The following is a 19,002-nucleotide window of genomic DNA, read 5'->3' as shown; positions in this document are numbered from 1 at the left end:
GTCACAAGTTTGGGTCGGAAGCCCACCACCAAAAGGTCAGCTCAAGCAGGTTGCAAACAACGCCTAGATGACACTGGCTTCGGCCTGTCCGGGCTCCGCTTTCGTCACAGGCACCTTTCCAAGCTCCGCGCCCTTGACCAACGCATAGATCGCCGGGATCACGATCAGCGTCAACAGTGTCGAGGAGATCATGCCGCCGATCATCGGCACGGCGATGCGCTGCATGATTTCCGAGCCGGTGCCGGTACTCCACATGATCGGCAGCAGCCCCGCCATGATCGCAACCACCGTCATCATCTTCGGACGCACGCGTTCGACCGCGCCTTCCATGATGGCGTCGTAGAGGTCGTTTCGCGTCAGCGCGCCGCCATCGGCGGCCTTGCGCGCCCGCCGTTCGTCGAGCGCCTGATTGAGATAGATCAGCATCACCACGCCGGTCTCGGTGGCGACGCCGGCCAGCGCGATGAAGCCGACCACGACCGCGACCGACAAATTGAAGCCGAGCCACCACATCAGCCAGAGGCCGCCGACCAGTGCGAACGGCAGCGACAGCATCACGATCAGGGTTTCCGTCAGGGAGCGGAAGTTGAGATAGAGCAGCAGGAAGATGATCGCGAGCGTCACCGGCACGACGATCTTTAGCCGCGCCGCCGCCCGCTCCAGATACTCATACTGGCCGCTCCACATCAGATAGGCGCCCGGCGGAAACTGAATGCCGGCTTTGACGGCGGCCTGCGCATCGGCGACGTAACCGCCGATGTCGCGGTCCCTGATATCGACGTAGACATAGACCGCGAGCTGGCCGTTCTCGGTCCGGATCGAGGTCGGCCCGCGCGCCGGCGCGATTTTTGCCACTTCCCCCAGCGGCACGGCGCCGCCCGCGGGCATCGGCACCAGAACCTCGCGCGCGATCGATGCGGGGTCGCTGCGCAGATCGCGCGGATAGCGCATGTTGACGCCGAAACGCTGGCGGCCCTCCACCGTGGTCGTCACGGTCTGCCCGCCGAGCGCGGTCGCAATCACATCCTGCACATCCTGGATCATGATGCCGTAGCGCGCGAGTGCCGCGCGATCGGGCATGATGTCGAGGTAGTAGCCGCCGATGCCGCGCTCGGCATAGGCCGACGACGTCCCCGGCACCGTCCGCAGTACCTGCTCGACCTGCTTGGCCAGCCGGTCGATCTCGACCAGATCGGTGCCGATCACCTTGACGCCGATCGGCGTGCGAATCCCCGTCGAGAGCATGTCAATGCGCGCCTTGATCGGCTGGGTCCAGGCGTTGGAGACGCCGGGAAACTGCAGCGCCTTGTCCATTTCGGCTGTGAGGGCCTCGAGCGTCAGCCCTGCCCGCCATTCGGCTTTCGGTTTCAGGTTGATGATGGTCTCGAACATCTCGGTCGGCGCCGGATCGGTCGCGGTCGCCGCGCGGCCGGCCTTGCCGTACACCGAGGCCACTTCGGGAAAGCTCCTGATGATCCGGTCCTGCATCTGCAGCAATTCGGCTGCCTTGGTGACGGAAAGACCGGGCAGCGTGGTCGGCATGTAGAGCAGCGTGCCCTCGTTCAGATTGGGCATGAACTCGGTGCCGAGCTGCCGGGCTGGCCACACCGTCACCGCCAGAACGGCGAGCGCGATCAGGATCACCACTATTTTGGCGCGCATCACCGCCTTGATGACCGGTCGGTAAATCCAGATCAGGAAACGGTTGATCGGATTCCTGTGCTCCGGAATGATCTTTCCGCGCACGAACGCTACCATCAGCGCCGGCACCAGCGTCACCGACAGGATCGCCGCCGCCGCCATCGCAAACGTCTTGGTGAAGGCCAGCGGGCTGAACAGCCGGCCCTCCTGCGCCTCCAGCGTGAAGATCGGCATGAACGAGACGGTGATGATCAACAGGCTGAAGAACAGCGCCGGGCCGACCTGCGATGCCGCCTCGATCAGGATCGCGACCCGCGACTGTCCAGGCTTCGCCCGCTCGAGATGCTTGTGGGCATTCTCGATCATGACGATCGCCGCATCCACCATCGCGCCGATCGCGATCGCAATGCCGCCGAGGCTCATGATGTTGGAGCCGAGCCCCAACAGCTTCATCGCGCCGAACGCCATCAGCACGCCGACCGGCAGCATCAATACGGCGACCAGCGCGCTGCGGACGTGCAGCAGGAACACGATGCACACCAATGCAACGATGATGCACTCCTCCAGCAACGTGTTCTTCAGCGTATCGATGGCGGCCTTGATCAGGTTGGAGCGGTCGTAGACCGGCATGATCTCGATCGATTTCGGCAGGCTGGAAGCGATCTCCGCAAAGCGCTTCTTGACGTTTTGAATGACGTCCAGCGCATTGACGCCAAAACGCTGCAGCACGATGCCGCTCGCCACCTCGCCCTCGCCGTTGAGCTCGGTAATGCCGCGCCGCTCGTCCGGTCCCAGTTCGACGCGGGCGATGTCCCTGAGCAGCACCGGCGTGCCGTTATTGGCCTTGAGCACGATATTGCCGAGATCGTTGATCCCCTTCAGATAGCCCTTGCCGCGGATGACGTATTCGAATTCGGACAGTTCGACGGTGCGGCCGCCGACATCCGCATTGCTGGCGCGGATCGCGTCGCGCATCTTCGGCATGGTGATACCGAGATCGCGCATCCGCTGCGGATCGAGCACGATATTGTATTGCCGCACGAAGCCGCCGACGCTGGCGACCTCGGCGACGCCTTCCGCCTTGGCCAGCGCAAATTTCAGATTCCAGTCCTGAATGGCGCGGGTGTCGGAAAGGTTCAGCTCTTTCGACATGACCGCATATTGGTAGACCCAGCCGACGCCGGTGGCATCGGGACCGATGGTCGGCGTCACGCCAGCCGGCAGCCGCGAGGCCGCGCTGTTGAGGAATTCCAGCACGCGGGAACGCGCCCAGTAGATATCGGTGCCGTCCTCGAAGATGACATAGACGAACGACACGCCGAAGAACGAGAACCCGCGCACCACTTTCGAGCGCGGCACCGTGAGCATGGCCGTGGTCAGGGGATAGGTGACCTGATCCTCGATCACCTGCGGCGCCTGCCCCGGATACTCGGTGTAGACGATCACCTGCGTATCCGAGAGGTCAGGAATGGCGTCGAGCGGCAGATGCGCCAGCGCGTAGAGGCCGGCGGCGGCGGCGAAGGTCGTGCCGAAGAACACCAGCAGCAGATTGCGCGCCGACCACGCGATGAGGCGGGCGATCATGGCTGGGTCCCTTCCGAAAATCCTTTCAGCGCCGCCTTCAGATTGCTTTCGGCATCGATCAGGAAATTGGCTGATGTGACCACCGGATCGTCCTCGGTGAGGCCTGCGCGGACCTCGACATAGCCCTCGCCGCGATGGCCGAGCTTGACCTCGCGCGGCTCGAACCGCCCTTCCCCCTTGTCCACCAGCACGGCCTGCCGGCTGCCGCTGTCCAGCACCGCACTTTCGGGAATGGCGAGCACGGATTCCGCACTTCCAGTCTCGATCTCGGCATCGACATACATGTCGTGGATCAGCAGCAGATCCGGATTGGGCAATTCGACCCGCACCCGCGCCGTCCGCGTCTCCTTGGTGATCTGCGGATAGATCACGTTGATCTTGCCTGCGAATTCCCGCCCCGGAAAACTTCTCGCGCGCACTATCGTGCGCTGGCCGGCGGCCATCGCCCCCAGATCGCGCTCGGCGACGTCGATGATCGCCCACACCACCGAGTGATCGGCGATCCGGAGCAGTGTCGCGCCGGGTTGGGCGCGCATGCCTTCGGTGACGTTGCGTTCGAGAACGATGCCGTCGCGCGGCGACGTCCATTCGATCCCGATCGGGACATTGCGGCCCTTCTCCATGGCGGCGATGGCCGCTTCGGGCACGTCGAGATTCATCAGCCGCTGGCGCGAGCCCCTGCCATAGGGCCCGTCGCCGCCGGTGACCTTGGAATTGAGCGTCGAGATGTATTCGGCCGCCGCCGACGAAATCGCCGGACTGTAGATTTCCATCAGCGGCTGCCCCTTGACGACATGCGCCCCGGTGGTGACGTCGGCGACCTTCTGGACATAGCTTTCTGCGCGCATCGCGATCACGGAGACACGGCGCTCGTCGAGCTGAATGGTACCGGGAGCGCGCACAGTCGTGCGGATCACGCGCATCGCAGCCGGCTCCGACTTGACGCCGGAGCGCTGGATCCTGCCCGGCGACAGCTTGACCGATCCGTCGTCGCTGTCCTCCCCTTCGTAGACGGGGATAAAGTCCATCCCCATCGAGTCCTTCTTGGGTGTCGGCGAAACATCCGGCAGGCCCATCGGATTGCGGTAATACTTGATCTTGCGATCGGCAGGCGCTGCAGCCGCCACTTCCGCCGGATCGTCGAAACTTACGTCGGCGCCCGCTGGGACAGCGCGGTAGTCGCGGCCATCAGGCGTTTTCTTCGGCGTCAGCGAGTAGAAAGGCTTGCCGTCCGGGTCCTGATAGTAGATCGCAGCGCCAGGTTCGGCGCGCGCCTGCTCCATGACGTGTGCGTGCTTCGTCTCTCTGCTCGGCCAGAGATATGAACGCGAGAGGACGCCTGCGATCGCCGCAGCCGTGACGGCAGCGGCGATTCCAACCAGAACCGACCGCTTCATTGGTCGGCCTGGATGACGAGTTTGTTTTCGACCGTGCCGGTTTCACCCTGCACCTTAGCGCCGAGTGACAACTGCCACCGGCCGGCCATGCCGAACGTGGCTTTGAACCGGTAGACGCCCGGCTCGGTCACCGGCATCGCGGTGACCTTGGTGGCCATCTCCTGCATCGCGTCGGGGGCCATGTCGAGACGCGTAGCGAAAATGACGGCCTCAGGAACTGGTTTTCCCGTCGTCTTGTCGACAAGCTTCACGGCAATGGTCCTGTCCGGACCAGCCTTGACGGTCGGTTCGACGAGCCTGAATTCGTAATTCTTCACGTCGGCGAAAGCGAAGGTGGCGCTACCGATTATTGCAACGCCAATCAGCGCAACCCGAAGGGTGCGCGAAAGCTGAATCATCCTCATTTTCTTAATCCTCGATTTTTTGGTCCGCCGCTTTCGCGGCGTGCGTCGTCCGCGCGGCCTACGGCCACGCGGAATCAGCCGGCGTCGCAACGCCGGTCAGACCAAATGTCGAGGAGGATGGTCGGGAGGTGGACGGGCCAATTCGTCAGCCATCACGTCGTCGAGCGCGTGCAGCCGCTCACGCGCGGGCGGTCCCATCGCTATGGCGTCGGTTGACGGTCCGGTTTGCAACACCATCAACATGCAGATCGCGACGAGCGGACAATCTTGGCAACCGTTGCTTTTTTGCTTGTCCGGGCAGCACGGCATGTCAGCGGACATATCCGCCATCGGCATCATCGTGGCGGGCATGAGATGCTCGGCCGCCGCAGGCGTGGCCAGCGGCGCAATCGTCAGGCCCGCCGACACTAAGAGCGCGAGCAGGAGCTTGAACAATTGGCGAACATTCATAGTGCGACACTCTCACAGGGGCGGAGTGCTGGAAAGAGCCGTTTGTTCACAAATTCGTCGGGAAAGCGCCCAGTGGTTAACCACTTGCAAGTCAGCCAACGGCCTGCTTGCCGACGAAACGCATGAACGGCGCGTGGCCATCCGGCCCAAACAGTACAACGGGTATAGGGCTCGGTTTCCCCGCCCTCCATTTCCGGCGACCCAATCGCTTCGGGCCGATTCAATGGATATCAGCTCTTGCCTGAGAACTAGCGGGACTTGGGGCCGCCCTGATAGCGCCATGCAGATCCAGCAGCATTCGGACTGGCCACAGGTTGCAAGCGTGATCCTGTCCGGTCATAGGCGAACGCTGAATACGCGTCGCCCCGCGAGATACCAGTTTCAACCGGCGCGGTTCGCCTGGCCTCATTCGGCCAATAATTCTTGTCCGTTATTGTCGAGCCCGCTTGGGCCGTTGCGGACAGCGCCGCCAGCGGCACTAAAAGCGAGAGTGCGACAAGGCTTTTCTTTAACATGGTCCGGCTCCTATCTTGTGCTGAAGCACGTGATTTGCGCTTCCAGTGATGAGTTCGGAGCAAATGGCCTGACGGTTACAAGCTCACGCCGACGTGAAGCGCGCAATCGGTCGCGTCACCAGCGCAACAGCCGAGGCCCCAATACGGCACCCGCCAGTGTGCACAGCACAATCGTGCCGCCGTACCACACCGCGACAAAGGGCAGCGAGTCATCGGTACAGTGAAGCGCATAAGCCATCGCGCTCACGCCACCCGCAACAAGACCGCTGAAGGCCCCTGCGCGGACCAGATTGGTCGGTGCCGCCCTTCGCACTGCCCAGATCACCACTGCAAACGGCACGATGGCAATGACCGGAATCGAAAGGAGGCATTCAAGCCAATCATTGCCCATCACCATCCTGTCCCAGTGCGAGTTGGGCGCCTGTCCAAGGCTGATGACGGCAAGCAGCACGATCGCGGCGAACGGTATTAGAGCCAATCCAGCGGAAATTCTTCGCTCCCCTCCCGGACGTGCCAACCGTGTCAAATAGGTGGATGCGACGCCCACGGTGACGATCGCGAACGCGAGTTTCAGGAGCAGGAACATCACGGCGCGAGGCGTCGTCAAATCGGCCCGGACGCCCAGCCCAACGAATATGACGCCAATCGCTACGACCGTTCCAACCGCAAGCGCGATGCCAACACTACGGTTAACCAGTCGGCGATTGACCGGTTCGATGCTCATGCTGAGCGCGGTGACCAGCTCGTCGGTTTTCATGCTGTCGTCCTCTGCGCGATGAATGCCGCCAGCGCCTTCAGCCCGCGATGAATGTTGACCTTCACCCCGGATTCTGAAGTGCCGCACCGCTCCGCCGCTTCAGCGATGCTCAATCCGTCGATTTTCACGGCCTGGATGGCGCACTGCATTCTTTCCGGCAGCCGCTTCAGCAATTGCCTGACGTCAAAGGTGCTCTCGGCATTGACATGATCGTCATTCGCCGTGATTGCATTGGCTTCGTCGATGGGCACGTCGGCGAACGACGCTCGCGTCCGCCGCAGGAAATCGACCAGCTTGTAGTGCGCAATCGCGTGTACCCAAGGGGTGAATGGCTCGGCGGGATCGTAGGTGTGTCGTTTGATATGAATGGCCAACACGGCTTCCTGGACCAAATCCTCTGCTTCCGCTGCACCTCGGCCCATTCTCGCGAGCTTGTTCTTGTAATAGGCGCGCAAATGGCGGCTCAACCGCTCCAGCAGCGTGCGGTGCGAGGCCGCATCGCCATCCTGGCTGGCAAGCATCAGTGCCTTTAGGTCTATTTCCGCGGTCATGCTCGCCTTGTCTCTTAGTTCGTTCACGCGGCCGATCTGGTTACATCCGCCTTAAAGAAAACTCGCGGAGGTTTTGGAGGCGGCAGATAGCCGAGACTACCGCACAATCCGGCCCATGATGGGAAGCGAAGTTCCATCACGAAACAACTGGTTTCGTTAACATAATCCAGTTTTGGCGCATCGCCTTGGGCTGGATCAATCCGGTCAGGCCGAGACCGTCAGAATTGATTATTGCCGACGGCCAGAACATTTTCGGTCGCTTGTAGTTTGAGGTAGCGGCCGTCCCGTCTGCGGCCGGCCCTCAAGTATGGAGCCCACCATGCACGTCCGCGAAATGATCGGCACCCACCCGGCCGTCCAGGGCCAGATCAACGACGCCCTGATCCGCTGCATCGAGGAATGTTACTCCTGTGCCCAGACCTGCACCTCCTGTGCCGACGCCTGCCTGTCGGAGCGCATGGTGCAGGAGCTGACCCAGTGCATCCGCCTGGACCTGGATTGCGCCGACATCTGCAACATCACCGGCCGCATCATGACCCGCAGGACGGGTTCCGATGACGAGGTGATGCGCCGCATGCTCAGCGTCTGCGCCGCCGCGTGCCGGCTTTGCGCGGAGGAGTGTCAGAAGCACGCATCCATGCATGAACATTGCCGCATCTGTGCGGAAAGCTGCCGCCGCTGCATGGAGGCCTGCCAGGAACTGGCACGCGGCATGGCGCACTGATACGCGCCGATCGCGGACCTGAATCAGCCTTCGCGCCTGAATACGCTGAACTGGAAGATCTGTCGGGAACCCCACGGGGTCGCGTGCTCGTGCCGCTGCGTGTGCACCAGCTTGAGCGCGGTGCCGAGCGCCTGTCCGAGGCTCGCGCTGTCATAGCGGGCAACCGGCAGGCCGCTGCACTTTTCGGGACCGTCGAGCGCGAAGGTGGCGATGATGGCATGCCCGCCGATTTTCAGGCCGCGCTTGAGGCGGGCGATGTAGGCGGTGCGGTCTTTCTCGTCGGTGAGAAAGTGAAACGCCGCCCGGTCGTGCCAGATATCGTAGGACTTGACGTGCTCAAAGGTTGTCGCGTCCGCGACGATCCAGTGAACGCGCTCTGCGCGGGCGCCAAGGCGACTCTCAAGGCGACTCTTGGCGGCAGCCAATGCCGCGCCCGACAGATCGAGCACGGTGACATCCTGAAACTCCTGCTCGATGAGATTGTCGACCAGCCGCGAAGCGCCGCCGCCAATGTCGATGATGGCCGAATTGCTGACGGCGCCCGCCTGCACGATCAATTCGAGCGAAGGCGCCGGGTTTTGCTGAAACCAGCTGACCTCGTTCTCGCCCTTCGTGGTGTAGACGTTCTCCCAATGGGCCTGACGGCTGGCATCTTCCATGAGCTTCATCTCCTTGTCCCTACATGGCCATGCCGCCCGTTTGCGGCAACGAGCCAACGATCATGTCGCACTGTTCGCGCCTGCAGCCTGCTTCGCGGGCGGCCGCGAGAGCAGGCGAGAATGCATAACCAACAGGATATGGTAAGATCAGGAACTGGCGGTTCTCTTCGTGAGAGCTTGCTATCGCACATTCCGACTTGACCAACCCATATCTCTACGGTTATGGATCAACCAATAACCCAGAGGTTATCGATCCCAGATGCCGAACGCCCAAGACGTGCTCTTCAGAACCCTTGCCGATCCTTCCCGTCGGGCGATCTTCGAGCGGCTGTGCCGCGAAGGCGAGCAGACGGTGGGGGCCCTGACGGCGCGGGCCGGGATCTCGCAACCGGCGGTCTCAAAACATCTCGGCGTTCTCAAGCAGGCCGGGCTGGTGCGCGATCGCCACGAAGGCCGACAGACGCACTATAGCGCGCAACTCGGCGCCCTGGCCCCGCTGATCGACTGGACAAGCGAGATGGCGGGGTTCTGGCAGAGGAAATTCAACGATCTCGAAGATCTGCTCAAACGGATGGACCAATGACCAATATCACGACCGAAACCCGCTCCGTCGTCGTCGAACGCGAGATGCCGCATCCGCCGGAAAAACTCTGGCGCGCACTCACGCAGCCGCATTTGATGGAGGAATGGCTGATGAAGAACGACTTCAAGCCAGTCGTGGGTCACCAGTTCAATCTTCGCGGCGACTGGGGCGGCGTACTGGACTGCGAGGTGCTCGCCATCGAGCCGAACAAGGCGCTGTCCTATACCTGGAATTTCAAGCACGAGGATACGGCCTTCAATCTGCAGAGCGTGGTGACGTTTACGCTCACGCCAACGCGCGCGGGAACGCTGCTGCGCATGGAGCAGTCGGGCTTCCGGCCGGATCAGAAGCAGGCCTTTGGCGGCGCCCACGCCGGCTGGCAGCAATTCTTCGCGAAGCTTGAAGATGTTTTGGCGCGGGCGGATTGAAATCCGCCGCATCGCGCTCCGGATCGCTTTAAATCAAGGGAGGTCTCATTGAACTGGAATGCATCTATTCGGCAAATCCACCGCTGGCTGTCCATTGCCTTCACGGTCGCCGTCATTGTCAACGTCATCGCCATGATGCAGGAGAAACAAGCTATCTGGGTTGGCCTTCTGGCGCTGTTCCCGCTGATCTTGCTCCTGCTCACCGGCCTGTACATGTTCGCGCTGCCCTATGCCGCCAAATGGCGCGGCGCTCGGGGCATCAGCGGATAGGAGTGAACGCAATGCCCGGCAAGGCGTCCGCGAGATCGGAGAAGGTCGAAAAAAAGGCCGCCGCAAAGCCCGTCCTGCTCTCAGGCGGCAATCCTCAAATCGCGAAGGCGGACGGCGACGCGCCCGTGCAGGCCTACATCGCCGCCATGCCGGGCTGGAAACGCGACGTCGGGCGGCACCTCGACGCCCTCATCGTGCGCACCGTCTCCGGTGTGCGCAAGGCCGTCAAATGGAACACGCCCTTCTATGGCGTCGAGGATCAGGGCGGCTGGTTCCTCGCCTTTCACTGCTTCACGAAGTACGTCAAGGTGACGTTCTTCCGCGGCACGTCGCTGCGACCGGTCCCGCCCGGTGAGTCCAAGAGCAGCGACACCCGCTACCTCGACATTCACGAGGACGACCACCTCGACGATGCGCAGTTTGTCGCCTGGGTGAAGCAAGCAAGTCAATTGCCCGGAGAACGACTGTGAGCGGAACGACAACGGCCACGAAGAAGGCGACAACAGGCATGAAGAAAAGCGGCGCGAACGAAGCAAAAGCAGGAGGCTCTCCCTCCCGGCACATCGATGCGAGAATCAAGGAGTTGGGCGATTGGCGGGGCGAGACGCTCGCGCGTATCCGGAGCATCATCAGGCAGGCCGTCCCCGATGTGGTCGAGGAGTGGAAGTGGCGCGGCGTCCCGGTGTGGGAGCACGACGGCATCATCTGCACCGGCGAGACGTACAAGGCGGTCGTGAAGATGACCTTTGCCAGGGGCGCCGCGCTGGACGACCCGACAGACCTCTTCAACTCAAGCCTCGAAGGCAACGTCAGGCGTGCCATCGATATCCACGAGGGCGACAAGATCAACGAAAAAGCATTGAAGGCGCTCATTCGCGCCGCTGCGGAACTGAACATGTCGGCGCGGGCTGCCCGCTCCCGGAAGAAAGCAAAGACCGCGTGAGGGAGACGAAGGCGCAAAGCTGCGCCTTCGCAGGATCGTGGTCGAGATCGTCCGCGCTGCCGTCGACGCAGGGCGCTGGCCGGCGAACGGAAATAGGCGGCGGAGCAAGCGCGCCACGACCTGGTTCCCCGATCAGAAGCGCCGGAATTTCAAATTCCTGAGCCCGCCAGCATTGGTATGGCTCCCGGCAACACTTAACCAGGCGGCATTCGCTCGAATTTTTGCAACGAGGAATCCATCGTGTCCCAGGCGTGGCCGCGGATGCCGTACGTGACCATCTGCGGATTGAACTGGCCTGAGTCGTCAAGGCTGGTCGCGTGGACCGCTATCAGCTCCGGCATGGCGACGAATGTCAGGTAGACCGGCGTTCCGCAGGTCGGGCAGAAGGCGTGGACCTTTTCGTTGCCGCTGTCGCCAGCTACCCGCCAGTCTTTCGCTTCACCCGCAATGCTGACGTCGGCTCGCCGGGGGAAGACCAGATAGGATCCATGCCCTGTGCCGCTTCGTTTCTGGCAATCGCGGCATTGGCAGTGGCTTTCGACGATGGGTTTGCTGCTCGTCTCATAACGGATCGCGCCGCAGGCACATCCGCCGGCATAGGGCTTGGTCATGGTCATGGTCATTCTCCCGCTCCTGATTGATACGGCAGGGATCAAGCCGATTTCGGCTTGGCGAAAACGTCGAGTCCCTGGCCGGTTTCCAGCAAGGATTTCAGGCTGGCAAGGACGACCGGCCACCCCTTCTTGATGCCGTTCGCCATCCCGCTGCCGGCGACGAGTTCATCATGGCTGACGGTCAGCCGGACCATGTCCTCGTATTCCTCGATCTCGAACGTCACCCGGCTGGAGGCGGAAGGATCGGAGGCCTGCGACGCATTCGCCCAAGTGATGACGAGACGTGTCGGCGGCGAGACCTCGATGACCTTGCCGACGAGTTCGACGGTCCGCTCATCATTGGCGCGGACATGCTCCCATTTCGATCCGGGATTCCAGTCTGAGACGTTCTCGTGGCCCCAGTAACGCCTTGCGATCTCCGGTTTCGTGATCGCCGCGAACACCTTGTCCGGCGTCGAGCGGATATAGGTCACGTAGACAAAGCTGGTCGTCTCTTTGGTCATCGTCATTCTCCTTCGAGTTCTTTCTTCAGATCGTGCAGCAGGCTGAGCCGCTGTCGTTCGAATTTCCGTACCCACCGTTCGTAGACCTCGTGAAGCGGCACGGGGTTGATGAAATGCAGCTTTTCCCTGCCGCGCTTCACCGTGCTCACCAGATTGGCCGCCTCCAGGATTTCGAGGTGCTGGGTGGCGGATTGCCGGGCCATGTCGAGGTTTTCGCAGAGCTGACCGAGCGTCTGCCCGTTCTTCTCACAAAGAAGATCAAGCAGCTTTCTGCGTGTCGGGTCGCCCAGCGCTTTGAAAACCTTGTCGGCTTGCATTGGTCTCGCTCTTACGGAAAATATAATATGCAGGTAAATACCTGCATGTCAAGCGGCAGCGAAACCAGATCATTCGTCACCTTGCTGTGATTGGAGACGATCAAGACTGGCGACGGATAGCGACCGGATTCGACCGTTGCGCCCGGCGCCTTTGCGAGCACCATCGCAATCCCAGCAGGCCTGAACCCGGTTGCGTACCCCGTTATTGACGATCTTATACTTACCGTACCCAAAGAACCGGGGTATACCGGTCGGCGACCGGAGGTTAAGCTATGACCTCTGATTTGGCGCGCCCGCACTTACCTTCTGAGTATCTGATGATTCATGACATTGAGATTCGGAACTATAAGTGTTTCGAACACCTGCGCCTCGCTGACTGCAAGCGGATAAATATTGTCGTAGGCGACAATGGTGCCGGAAAGACTGCTCTCCTCGAGGCTACCTTCTTTGCCTTGGGCGGGAATGCGCAAATTGCTGTTCGCAATCGTCAAACCCGAGGTTTCGACGGAGCTGTAAGCGGTAGTACCCGGCAAGTAGAAGATGCCCTCTGGGGCGACTTGTTTTACAATTTCAACACTAGGCTGCCTATTTCAATCATCCTATCGGGGTCCGGACCCGAAGCGAGGTCTGTGTTTATCAACAGGGGACCCGCGCAAACGCTAATTCCTTTGTCAGACTCTTCCAGCCCCGGATCGTCTGGGTCCTATAATTTCGTTTGGAAAGATCACACGGGTCAGGAATACGATGGGTCTCCTATGTTCAAGGGCACCCAATTATCCTTCCCCCCCGAGCGAGAGCATCTGCCCGATTTTTTCTTTTTTTCTAGCACGTCCATAGGTGGGGCCGCCGAAAACGCTGCACGATTTTCGGAACTAAGCAAAGCCCGTCAGCATCGCAGATTTGTCGAGTTGTTTGTGAAGGAATATCCGTGGATCGAAGACCTATCCATTGAAGTCTTGGCGGGACAACCCGTCATTCACGCCACCCTAAAAGACATGCAAGAAAAAGTCCCACTGAATAGCATTTCTAGCGGCATCAATCGCATCTTGAGTATCTTATTGGTTATGGCTTCGCACTCTCGATCCGTTGTGCTCGTGGATGAGATAGAGAATGGCCTATACCACAAGCATCATGAGTCCTTCTGGCGATGGCTCATCTCTTTTTCGAAGGCCAGCGAAAGCCAACTGTTTCTTTCAACTCATAGCGCGGAATGGCTTCGATCATTGACCACTGCCGTTGATGACGAGACGATGAATGATTTCGCGTTTTGGCGAATTGAGAGGGATGAAAGCGGGAAACCCGAGCTGTTCAGATTTGATGGGATAACCCTGAAATCAGGAATTGAATTTGGAGCTGAGGTGCGTGGCTGAAAAAGAGGACAAACCTAAGTTCCCACGGCTTTTGCTGTGTGAAGGACCAGAGGATTGTTTCTTTTTTCACAGACTGATCGAGCAGCGAAGGCTACCTGATTTCCACATTTGGGACGCGCAAGGAAACCGCAACTTCGCTGGAGCTCTGCGCGCATATAGAATCGAATACCCCAGAACGTTCGCTCAGTTCGGGCGAATCCTGATTGTAGCGGACAATGACGACACTCCCGAAGTAAACTTTCAGGCTGTTCGTGTCCAGGTTGAACAGGTATTTGGCGCAGGAAGTGCGCCGACAGCAAGTAGAGTGAGAACCACCGGGAAGCCATCAATTGCGATAATGATGATGCCTTGGGACAAGCGCGAGGGGCATTTAGAGAGATTGTGCCTTGATTCAGCGCATTGGGCAGATCGGATAAATGGGGAGAAAACCGATCACTATCTTGCAACTGTCCTTGCAGATAAATGGCGAAGTGAATCTCGTTTCGGGAAGGCTTGGCTTCGCGCCAATTTGGCAGTTCGCTGCGCTTCAGATCCATTCATTCCGCTAGGTAAAGTCTTCAGGGAGCCAAAACACTATCATCTTGTGCCTGTGGCGCATAATTCGTTTAAACCCATCGCAGACTACCTTACTGATTTTGCTTCCTAATAATTTTGTTGGACTGCTTTTCGAAGTCCTCTCCGCTTTCGTCAACACCGAGTCCCCGACAGCTTAGGCTGTGCCTCTTTCTCGGTGACGCGTGTCAGCGCGCTAACGCGACTGCGCTTGCGCCGCCTTTATCGCATGCCAGATCCGGGAGGGCGTTGCGGGCATGTCGAGATGCCGCACGCCGAGCGGCGCGAGCGCATTCATCACCGCGTTCATGATGGTGGCGGGTGCCGCGATGGCGCCGGCCTGACCGCTTCCCTTCACGCCCAACCGGTTGGCGCCGCTTGGAAAGTCGTCCGTCAGGCTGCCCTCGAACGCCGGAAGATCATCCGCGCGCGGCAGCGCATAATCCATCAGCGAGCCCGAGAGGATCTGCCCGGTCTCCGCATCAAACAGCGCATGCTCGAACAATGCCTGGCCGATACCCTGCGCCACGCCGCCATGGACCTGCCCCAGCGTCTGGCGCGGATCGAGCAGCCGGCCATAGTCATCGAAGATGACGTAGCGGTCGAGCCTCACCCCACCGGTCTCCGGGTCGATCTCGACTTCGGCGATATGGCAGCCGTTGGGAAAGGTGTAGCGATCGCACAAATGGGTCGCCCTGTGCGCGAGGCCGGGCGCGACATCGTCGCCGGGCGTCTGGTACGAGGCGCGCGCCACCTCCTCGAGGCTGATCTCCTGCCCGGTCGCAGCCACGCGCAACTGGCCTGCTTCGTAGTGAACAGTATCCACGCCGGCCTGCAGCAGGCGCGCGGCAAGCCGCCGCGCATTCTCGATGACGCCCTCGGCCGCCATCAGCAGTGCGGTGCCGCCCTGATGCATCGAGCGCGCCCCGCCATGCCCGCCGCCGGAATCGAGATCGTCCGTATCGCCTTGCCGAAACCGGAAGCGCTCCGCCGGCAAGCCAAACGCATCGGCCGCGATCTGTGCGAACGTGGTCTCGTGGCCCTGACCGTTGGAATGCGTGCCGACCATCAGATCAATCCGGCCGTCGTCACCGACGCGCACTTCCGCCACTTCATTGGGCTGACCACGCGACGTTTCGAGAAAGCAGGCGTAGCCCAGGCCACGCAGCCTGCCCCGCTTGCGCGAGCTTCGCCGGCGCGCGTCGAATCCCGCGGCGGCCTTGACCGCGTGATCGATCGCGTGCGCAAAGCTGCCCTGCTCGACCGTAAGCCCCATCGCGCTTGGATGGGGAAACCGGCGAAAGATGTTCTTGCGCCGCAGCTTCAGCGCATCCATGCCGAGCTGGTCGGCCGCGATATCGATGCAGCGCTCGATCAGGTAGTTCGCCTCCGGCTTGCCGGCGCCGCGATAGGCGTCGACCGGCGTCGTGTTGGTGAACACGCCGCTGGACTGAAAGGCGATCAGCGGGATGTCGTAGACGCCGCCCGTTGCGCTCGCCATGGCCCTGGTCGGCACGGACGGCGCCACCGTCGAGACATAGGCGCCCAGATTGGCGAGGACCTTTGTGTCGAGCGCGAGGAAGCGGCCATCGCGGTCGAGTGCCAGGCGAGCCCGGACCAGGCTGTCACGGCCATGGGCGGAGCCGACAAAATCCTCGCTGCGATCCCCGACCCACGTGACCGGACGGCCGAGGCGCCGCGCCGCCCACAGCACCAGCACCCATTCCGGATAGAGAACGTTCTTCATTCCGAAGCCGCCGCCGACGTCGGGAATGCTGACACGAAGTTTTTCCCTGCCGATACGAAACACACCGTCGGCGAGCAGGTCGCGGATCGCATGCGCGCCGGCGGCCGAGGCGGTCAGGTGCAGACGGCCACTCGCGGCATCGAACTCCCCCAGCGCCCCGCGCGTCTCCAGCGGAGCGGCGACGACGCGGTTATTGACGAGCTCGCATTCCACGACATGGGCGGCGTCGCGGATCGCCGCTTCCACCGGGCCGACCTCGCCGCGGTTGAACTGGAACGCGATATTGCCCCGCGCCTCCGGCCAGATCGACGGGGCGTCCGGCAGAACGGCATCCGCGATCGAGACCACGGGCGGCAGCGGCGCATAGTCGACGACGATGGCCTCGGCGGCATCGCGCGCGGCCTCAGTGCTTTCCGCGACCACGAACGCCACCGGCTCGCCGACATAGCGCACGGCGTCGCGCGCCAGCGCGTGACAGGGTGGCACCACGAGCGGCGTGGTCATCGGGATACTGGTCACCGCGCACGGCAGCGGGCCGATATTGTCGGCGGCCAATTCCTGTCCGGTGAGCACGGCCGCGACGCCGGGCATCTGGCGCGCCGCATCGACGCTGATCGCGACAATGCCCGCATGGGCGTGCGGCGAGCGAACGACGACGCCATGAAGCGCGTTTGGCGCCACGAGATCGGCGATGTAGCACCCGCGTCCGCGCACGAACCGCTCGTCTTCGAGCCGGTTGACGCTGCGCCCCAGTAACGGTTCGGTCATATGAAGCTGTATGGAACCGACCGCCGGCAAAGGCAATACCGTGAGCTTGACACCAATGCAGACGGGCAGCGGGCGCGCCGAGCGCCCCGGGATTCAACGATCATGCAAGCCTCGGACACCATTCCGCGCCCTACCTGCCTCCAGGCAATGGCGCCAGACACAAAGCGTTCAACGATCACGTCGGGTGAGCTGCAATTCCAGCAGTGCAAGTCTTTGCAGGACGATCGGGTCGCGCTCTCCGCTATGGGCCGCGCGCAAGATCGCTTCGGCGATGGCTTGAACGTGACCGGAATGCACCGGCTCGGGAAGTGTAGCCACCGCGGCGTCAAGCGCCACTTCCATCACCGAGATCACCTCGGGCGGGAAGCTCGCATTGGAAAAGTCCTTCATGATGGTCGCAAGCAAAAGCAGCGGCCGCCAACGCACCTTGGCAGCAGGAATGCAATCGGCAGCCGCTTGAAGTTTGATGTGTCTATCCCTTGGACACAAATTGCATAATTTTCCCAATAGGGAATCGTTCCCGGACGATGAACAAAATCGCCATTGATCGGTCCGATACAAGACACGGCTCACCTCACAGGTGCCTTGCGCCGGCAGGCGCGCTTACAGGGACGGATCGTGGTGAAGATAGCGGTCGTCAAACTGCGCCAATTCCGCAAGCTTCGCCTCGTCAAGCACCGTCACGCGCCCCTTGCTGATATCGAGGATATTCTCGTCTCGCAGCTGCTTGATGACACGGTTCGCATGTACCGACGTGACGCCCAGCGCCTCGCCAATCTGCTCCTGCGTCAGCGGCATTTCTAACGTGTCACCGGCTGCTCGGCCCACGACGGCAAGGCGCGTGCGCAGTTCAACAACGATATGAGCAAGCCGGCTCGCGGCCGGCCGCTGACCGACGTTGACGATCCATTCCCGAAATATCGCGGCATCGATCAGCGTGTCGCGCCACAGCACTTCGGCGATGTTCGGTTTGGCCCGCGTCAGAGCGCGCAACGAAGTGTGGCTGATAAAGCCGAGCGTTGACGGGACCACCGCGATGAGATCGTGATCCATCCTGTGCAGATGCAGGTTCTGGAGGTCGGGAATTTCCCCGGCAATATGGATCGAGAGAATCTGCCGCCGGCCACCGGCGGTCGTTTTGGCGCGGACGCAAAACCCTTCGATAACAAGACAACAATCCGTCGAACGGTCGCCATCAGATACAATGGCTCGTCCGGCTTCCCACTGGCGAACGACGATCGGAAGCGTCCGCATTGCAGCAATGTCCGCGTCATTCAATCCCGAGACGGTATCGAGCCGCCGCAACAAGGCCGCCAAAACCAAATCCCGGTCCAAGCTCGCGTCTCCTCCAATTAAACGACTTAAGTGACTTGAACGAAACGGCGCTGACCGATGCCGGTTCCCAACAAAGGTTAAGGAGGCATCTCTCCCGACATGCAAGGATCAAGGCCAACAGGGAGATATGCCATGACGAAAAAGCGCAATCGCAGCCGGCCGCCGCAGCCGCTTCAAGAGCGGCTCAGGCAAATTGCACTTGGCGCCCGCGAAAAGGCCGCCAGCCTGCCGCCCGGGCATGAACGCGACCGTCTGTTGGAGACGGCGGTCTCAACCGAGTCTGCGGCCGCCATCGACCGCTGGTTGTCATCACCCGCTTTGCAGGGCCCCAAATAGCTCGACCATCGTCTGGCGGACCGTCGACAGGTCGCGGCGCCAACAGCGTTGCGGCGCCTGTCCGAGCCAGGGATTCACTTCAGTGGATTCACTTGAGCGGATTTACTTGGGTGAGTTTACTTGGGTGAGCTTACTTGGGTGAGTTCACTTGGCTCGGTCGGCGCTGACGTGAATGACGTACAGCGGATTTGCGAATTCGTCGGTAACCTCCAGCCGCCAGTCCTTGCCAGGCTTCAGCCTGCCGTCGAGGTCCTGGATGATCTGCCCCGCGGTTACCGTTGCTTCCCGCCACGCGGCCTGCACATCTGGCAGTTCTTCCCCTTCCTCGTCCAGTTCGGCCCTGTCGTGGTAGACGTTGAAAAAATAACGCGGCATGAGGGCATTCCCTAGCGTCCGGCTGCCCACCGGCTTGTTCACCGCCATGGCAGTCCTTCGTGTCGTCCAGAACTAGGAAGTCAGGATCCGGCTAAAATGTTCCTGGCCCGGAACACCTCGCTTGGTCGATGGCGCCGGTCGCTATGGCCGCGGGTCCACTACCGTGTGCCTGCGATTTA

The 19,002-nt window shown here is 61.3% G+C and carries 23 protein-coding genes; 9 read left to right on the top strand and 14 right to left on the bottom strand.

Going from position 1 to position 19,002, the window contains the following annotated elements; all coding sequences use genetic code 11:
* Positions 1 to 63: 63 nt before the first annotated feature.
* From V1283_RS14610 to V1283_RS14585, 6 genes are all read right to left on the bottom strand, one after another.
* Complete coding sequence (locus V1283_RS14610) at positions 64 to 3,225, bottom strand: efflux RND transporter permease subunit (protein ID WP_334387170.1); 3,162 nt, start codon at positions 3,223 to 3,225, stop codon at positions 64 to 66.
* Positions 3,222 to 4,622: an efflux RND transporter periplasmic adaptor subunit gene (locus V1283_RS14605; protein WP_334387169.1), complete on the bottom strand. Its 1,401-nt coding sequence runs from the start codon at positions 4,620 to 4,622 to the stop codon at positions 3,222 to 3,224. Before V1283_RS14605 ends, V1283_RS14610 begins: the two co-directional genes overlap by 4 nt.
* Positions 4,619 to 5,020, bottom strand: a complete 402-nt coding sequence (locus V1283_RS14600; protein WP_442895860.1) for a FixH family protein — start codon at positions 5,018 to 5,020, stop codon at positions 4,619 to 4,621. Before V1283_RS14600 ends, V1283_RS14605 begins: the two co-directional genes overlap by 4 nt.
* A gap of 102 nt (positions 5,021 to 5,122) precedes the next feature.
* On the bottom strand, positions 5,123 to 5,476 hold the full coding sequence (locus tag V1283_RS14595) for a hypothetical protein (protein WP_334387167.1): 354 nt from the start codon (positions 5,474 to 5,476) through the stop codon (positions 5,123 to 5,125).
* Positions 5,477 to 6,106: 630 nt separating this feature from the next.
* Positions 6,107 to 6,748, bottom strand: a complete 642-nt coding sequence (locus V1283_RS14590; RefSeq protein ID WP_334387166.1) for a DUF1109 domain-containing protein — start codon at positions 6,746 to 6,748, stop codon at positions 6,107 to 6,109.
* A complete protein-coding gene (locus V1283_RS14585) occupies positions 6,745 to 7,299 on the bottom strand; it encodes a sigma-70 family RNA polymerase sigma factor (protein WP_334393065.1) in 555 nt (184 codons plus the stop codon). The genes V1283_RS14590 and V1283_RS14585 overlap by 4 nt, the downstream gene beginning before the upstream one ends.
* A 319-nt stretch (positions 7,300 to 7,618) precedes the next feature.
* Here V1283_RS14585 and V1283_RS14580 point away from each other — a divergent pair, with 319 nt between their 5' ends.
* Complete coding sequence (locus tag V1283_RS14580) at positions 7,619 to 8,023, top strand: four-helix bundle copper-binding protein (protein WP_334387165.1); 405 nt, start codon at positions 7,619 to 7,621, stop codon at positions 8,021 to 8,023.
* A gap of 23 nt (positions 8,024 to 8,046) precedes the next feature.
* On the opposite strand, the gene V1283_RS14575 is transcribed toward V1283_RS14580, so the two are convergent.
* Positions 8,047 to 8,682 carry a class I SAM-dependent methyltransferase gene (locus tag V1283_RS14575; protein ID WP_334393064.1) on the bottom strand — a complete coding sequence of 212 codons (636 nt, stop codon included), beginning with the start codon at positions 8,680 to 8,682 and terminating at the stop codon, positions 8,047 to 8,049.
* Between the two features lie 259 nt (positions 8,683 to 8,941).
* Between V1283_RS14575 and V1283_RS14570 the strand changes: the two genes are divergently transcribed.
* From V1283_RS14570 to V1283_RS14550, 5 genes are read left to right on the top strand one after another with little or no spacing between them, the layout of a single operon-like run.
* Positions 8,942 to 9,265 carry an ArsR/SmtB family transcription factor gene (locus V1283_RS14570; RefSeq protein ID WP_334387164.1) on the top strand — a complete coding sequence of 108 codons (324 nt, stop codon included), beginning with the start codon at positions 8,942 to 8,944 and terminating at the stop codon, positions 9,263 to 9,265.
* Entirely contained in the window at positions 9,262 to 9,693 is a 432-nt protein-coding gene (locus V1283_RS14565; RefSeq protein ID WP_334387163.1) for an SRPBCC family protein, read from the top strand. Before V1283_RS14570 ends, V1283_RS14565 begins: the two co-directional genes overlap by 4 nt.
* A gap of 48 nt (positions 9,694 to 9,741) precedes the next feature.
* Positions 9,742 to 9,963 carry a hypothetical protein gene (locus V1283_RS14560; RefSeq protein WP_334387162.1) on the top strand — a complete coding sequence of 74 codons (222 nt, stop codon included), beginning with the start codon at positions 9,742 to 9,744 and terminating at the stop codon, positions 9,961 to 9,963.
* 11 nt (positions 9,964 to 9,974) lie between these two features.
* On the top strand, positions 9,975 to 10,433 hold the full coding sequence (locus tag V1283_RS14555; protein ID WP_334387161.1) for a DUF1801 domain-containing protein: 459 nt from the start codon (positions 9,975 to 9,977) through the stop codon (positions 10,431 to 10,433).
* 38 nt (positions 10,434 to 10,471) lie between these two features.
* Positions 10,472 to 10,906, top strand: coding sequence for a DUF1801 domain-containing protein (locus tag V1283_RS14550; RefSeq protein WP_334393062.1), 435 nt, complete (start codon positions 10,472 to 10,474; stop codon positions 10,904 to 10,906).
* A gap of 194 nt (positions 10,907 to 11,100) precedes the next feature.
* On the opposite strand, the gene V1283_RS14545 is transcribed toward V1283_RS14550, so the two are convergent.
* Genes V1283_RS14545 through V1283_RS14535 form a run of 3 tightly spaced genes read right to left on the bottom strand, consistent with a single transcriptional unit; the run spans position 11,101 to position 12,340 of the window.
* Positions 11,101 to 11,517, bottom strand: a complete 417-nt coding sequence (locus tag V1283_RS14545) for a GFA family protein (RefSeq protein WP_334393061.1) — start codon at positions 11,515 to 11,517, stop codon at positions 11,101 to 11,103.
* 41 nt (positions 11,518 to 11,558) lie between these two features.
* Positions 11,559 to 12,023, bottom strand: coding sequence for an SRPBCC family protein (locus V1283_RS14540; protein ID WP_334387160.1), 465 nt, complete (start codon positions 12,021 to 12,023; stop codon positions 11,559 to 11,561).
* A 2-nt stretch (positions 12,024 to 12,025) separates the two neighbouring features.
* Positions 12,026 to 12,340 (bottom strand): ArsR/SmtB family transcription factor, encoded by a 315-nt coding sequence (locus V1283_RS14535; RefSeq protein ID WP_065745037.1) that lies wholly within the window; start codon positions 12,338 to 12,340, stop codon positions 12,026 to 12,028.
* A gap of 272 nt (positions 12,341 to 12,612) precedes the next feature.
* On the opposite strand from V1283_RS14535, the gene V1283_RS14530 reads away from it, so the two are divergent.
* Positions 12,613 to 13,710, top strand: coding sequence for an AAA family ATPase (locus tag V1283_RS14530; protein ID WP_334387159.1), 1,098 nt, complete (start codon positions 12,613 to 12,615; stop codon positions 13,708 to 13,710).
* Positions 13,703 to 14,356: a DUF3226 domain-containing protein gene (locus V1283_RS14525; RefSeq protein WP_334387158.1), complete on the top strand. Its 654-nt coding sequence runs from the start codon at positions 13,703 to 13,705 to the stop codon at positions 14,354 to 14,356. Before V1283_RS14530 ends, V1283_RS14525 begins: the two co-directional genes overlap by 8 nt.
* A gap of 102 nt (positions 14,357 to 14,458) precedes the next feature.
* On the opposite strand, the gene V1283_RS14520 is transcribed toward V1283_RS14525, so the two are convergent.
* The 3 genes from V1283_RS14520 to V1283_RS14510 form a co-directional block, all read right to left on the bottom strand.
* The gene (locus tag V1283_RS14520; RefSeq protein WP_334387157.1) at positions 14,459 to 16,777 is read right to left on the bottom strand and encodes a xanthine dehydrogenase family protein molybdopterin-binding subunit; all 2,319 of its coding nucleotides are present in this window, start codon (positions 16,775 to 16,777) and stop codon (positions 14,459 to 14,461) included.
* A 168-nt stretch (positions 16,778 to 16,945) separates the two neighbouring features.
* Positions 16,946 to 17,167, bottom strand: a complete 222-nt coding sequence (locus V1283_RS14515; RefSeq protein ID WP_334387156.1) for a hypothetical protein — start codon at positions 17,165 to 17,167, stop codon at positions 16,946 to 16,948.
* Between the two features lie 213 nt (positions 17,168 to 17,380).
* Positions 17,381 to 18,217 (bottom strand): Crp/Fnr family transcriptional regulator, encoded by an 837-nt coding sequence (locus V1283_RS14510; protein WP_334387155.1) that lies wholly within the window; start codon positions 18,215 to 18,217, stop codon positions 17,381 to 17,383.
* A 27-nt stretch (positions 18,218 to 18,244) separates the two neighbouring features.
* Here V1283_RS14510 and V1283_RS14505 point away from each other — a divergent pair, with 27 nt between their 5' ends.
* Complete coding sequence (locus V1283_RS14505; protein ID WP_334387154.1) at positions 18,245 to 18,448, top strand: hypothetical protein; 204 nt, start codon at positions 18,245 to 18,247, stop codon at positions 18,446 to 18,448.
* Positions 18,449 to 18,592: 144 nt separating this feature from the next.
* On the opposite strand, the gene V1283_RS14500 is transcribed toward V1283_RS14505, so the two are convergent.
* A complete protein-coding gene (locus tag V1283_RS14500; RefSeq protein ID WP_334387153.1) occupies positions 18,593 to 18,871 on the bottom strand; it encodes a DUF6894 family protein in 279 nt (92 codons plus the stop codon).
* Positions 18,872 to 19,002: the final 131 nt, after the last annotated feature.

Source organism: Bradyrhizobium sp. AZCC 2262 (genome assembly GCF_036924535.1).
In the GTDB taxonomy this organism is placed as follows: Bacteria; Pseudomonadota; Alphaproteobacteria; order Rhizobiales; family Xanthobacteraceae; genus Bradyrhizobium.
Note: the sequence above shows the minus strand (reverse complement) of the source record. Positions and strands in the feature narration are given on the sequence as shown.

Bases quoted from the DNA above. Each gene is read 5' to 3' on its own strand.
- V1283_RS14610 (WP_334387170.1), bottom strand. From the start codon at position 3,225: ATGATCGCCCGCCTCATCGCGTGGTCGGCGCGCAATCTGCTGCTGGTG.
- V1283_RS14605 (WP_334387169.1), bottom strand. From the start codon at position 4,622: ATGAAGCGGTCGGTTCTGGTTGGAATCGCCGCTGCCGTCACGGCTGCG.
- V1283_RS14600 (WP_442895860.1), bottom strand. From the start codon at position 5,020: ATGATTCAGCTTTCGCGCACCCTTCGGGTTGCGCTGATTGGCGTTGCA.
- V1283_RS14595 (WP_334387167.1), bottom strand. From the start codon at position 5,476: ATGAATGTTCGCCAATTGTTCAAGCTCCTGCTCGCGCTCTTAGTGTCG.
- V1283_RS14590 (WP_334387166.1), bottom strand. From the start codon at position 6,748: ATGAAAACCGACGAGCTGGTCACCGCGCTCAGCATGAGCATCGAACCG.
- V1283_RS14585 (WP_334393065.1), bottom strand. From the start codon at position 7,299: ATGACCGCGGAAATAGACCTAAAGGCACTGATGCTTGCCAGCCAGGAT.
- V1283_RS14580 (WP_334387165.1), top strand. From the start codon at position 7,619: ATGCACGTCCGCGAAATGATCGGCACCCACCCGGCCGTCCAGGGCCAG.
- V1283_RS14575 (WP_334393064.1), bottom strand. From the start codon at position 8,682: ATGGAAGATGCCAGCCGTCAGGCCCATTGGGAGAACGTCTACACCACG.
- V1283_RS14570 (WP_334387164.1), top strand. From the start codon at position 8,942: ATGCCGAACGCCCAAGACGTGCTCTTCAGAACCCTTGCCGATCCTTCC.
- V1283_RS14565 (WP_334387163.1), top strand. From the start codon at position 9,262: ATGACCAATATCACGACCGAAACCCGCTCCGTCGTCGTCGAACGCGAG.
- V1283_RS14555 (WP_334387161.1), top strand. From the start codon at position 9,975: ATGCCCGGCAAGGCGTCCGCGAGATCGGAGAAGGTCGAAAAAAAGGCC.
- V1283_RS14550 (WP_334393062.1), top strand. From the start codon at position 10,472: ATGAAGAAAAGCGGCGCGAACGAAGCAAAAGCAGGAGGCTCTCCCTCC.
- V1283_RS14545 (WP_334393061.1), bottom strand. From the start codon at position 11,517: ATGACCAAGCCCTATGCCGGCGGATGTGCCTGCGGCGCGATCCGTTAT.
- V1283_RS14540 (WP_334387160.1), bottom strand. From the start codon at position 12,023: ATGACCAAAGAGACGACCAGCTTTGTCTACGTGACCTATATCCGCTCG.
- V1283_RS14535 (WP_065745037.1), bottom strand. From the start codon at position 12,340: ATGCAAGCCGACAAGGTTTTCAAAGCGCTGGGCGACCCGACACGCAGA.
- V1283_RS14530 (WP_334387159.1), top strand. From the start codon at position 12,613: ATGACCTCTGATTTGGCGCGCCCGCACTTACCTTCTGAGTATCTGATG.
- V1283_RS14520 (WP_334387157.1), bottom strand. From the start codon at position 16,777: ATGACCGAACCGTTACTGGGGCGCAGCGTCAACCGGCTCGAAGACGAG.
- V1283_RS14515 (WP_334387156.1), bottom strand. From the start codon at position 17,167: ATGAAGGACTTTTCCAATGCGAGCTTCCCGCCCGAGGTGATCTCGGTG.
- V1283_RS14505 (WP_334387154.1), top strand. From the start codon at position 18,245: ATGACGAAAAAGCGCAATCGCAGCCGGCCGCCGCAGCCGCTTCAAGAG.
- V1283_RS14500 (WP_334387153.1), bottom strand. From the start codon at position 18,871: ATGGCGGTGAACAAGCCGGTGGGCAGCCGGACGCTAGGGAATGCCCTC.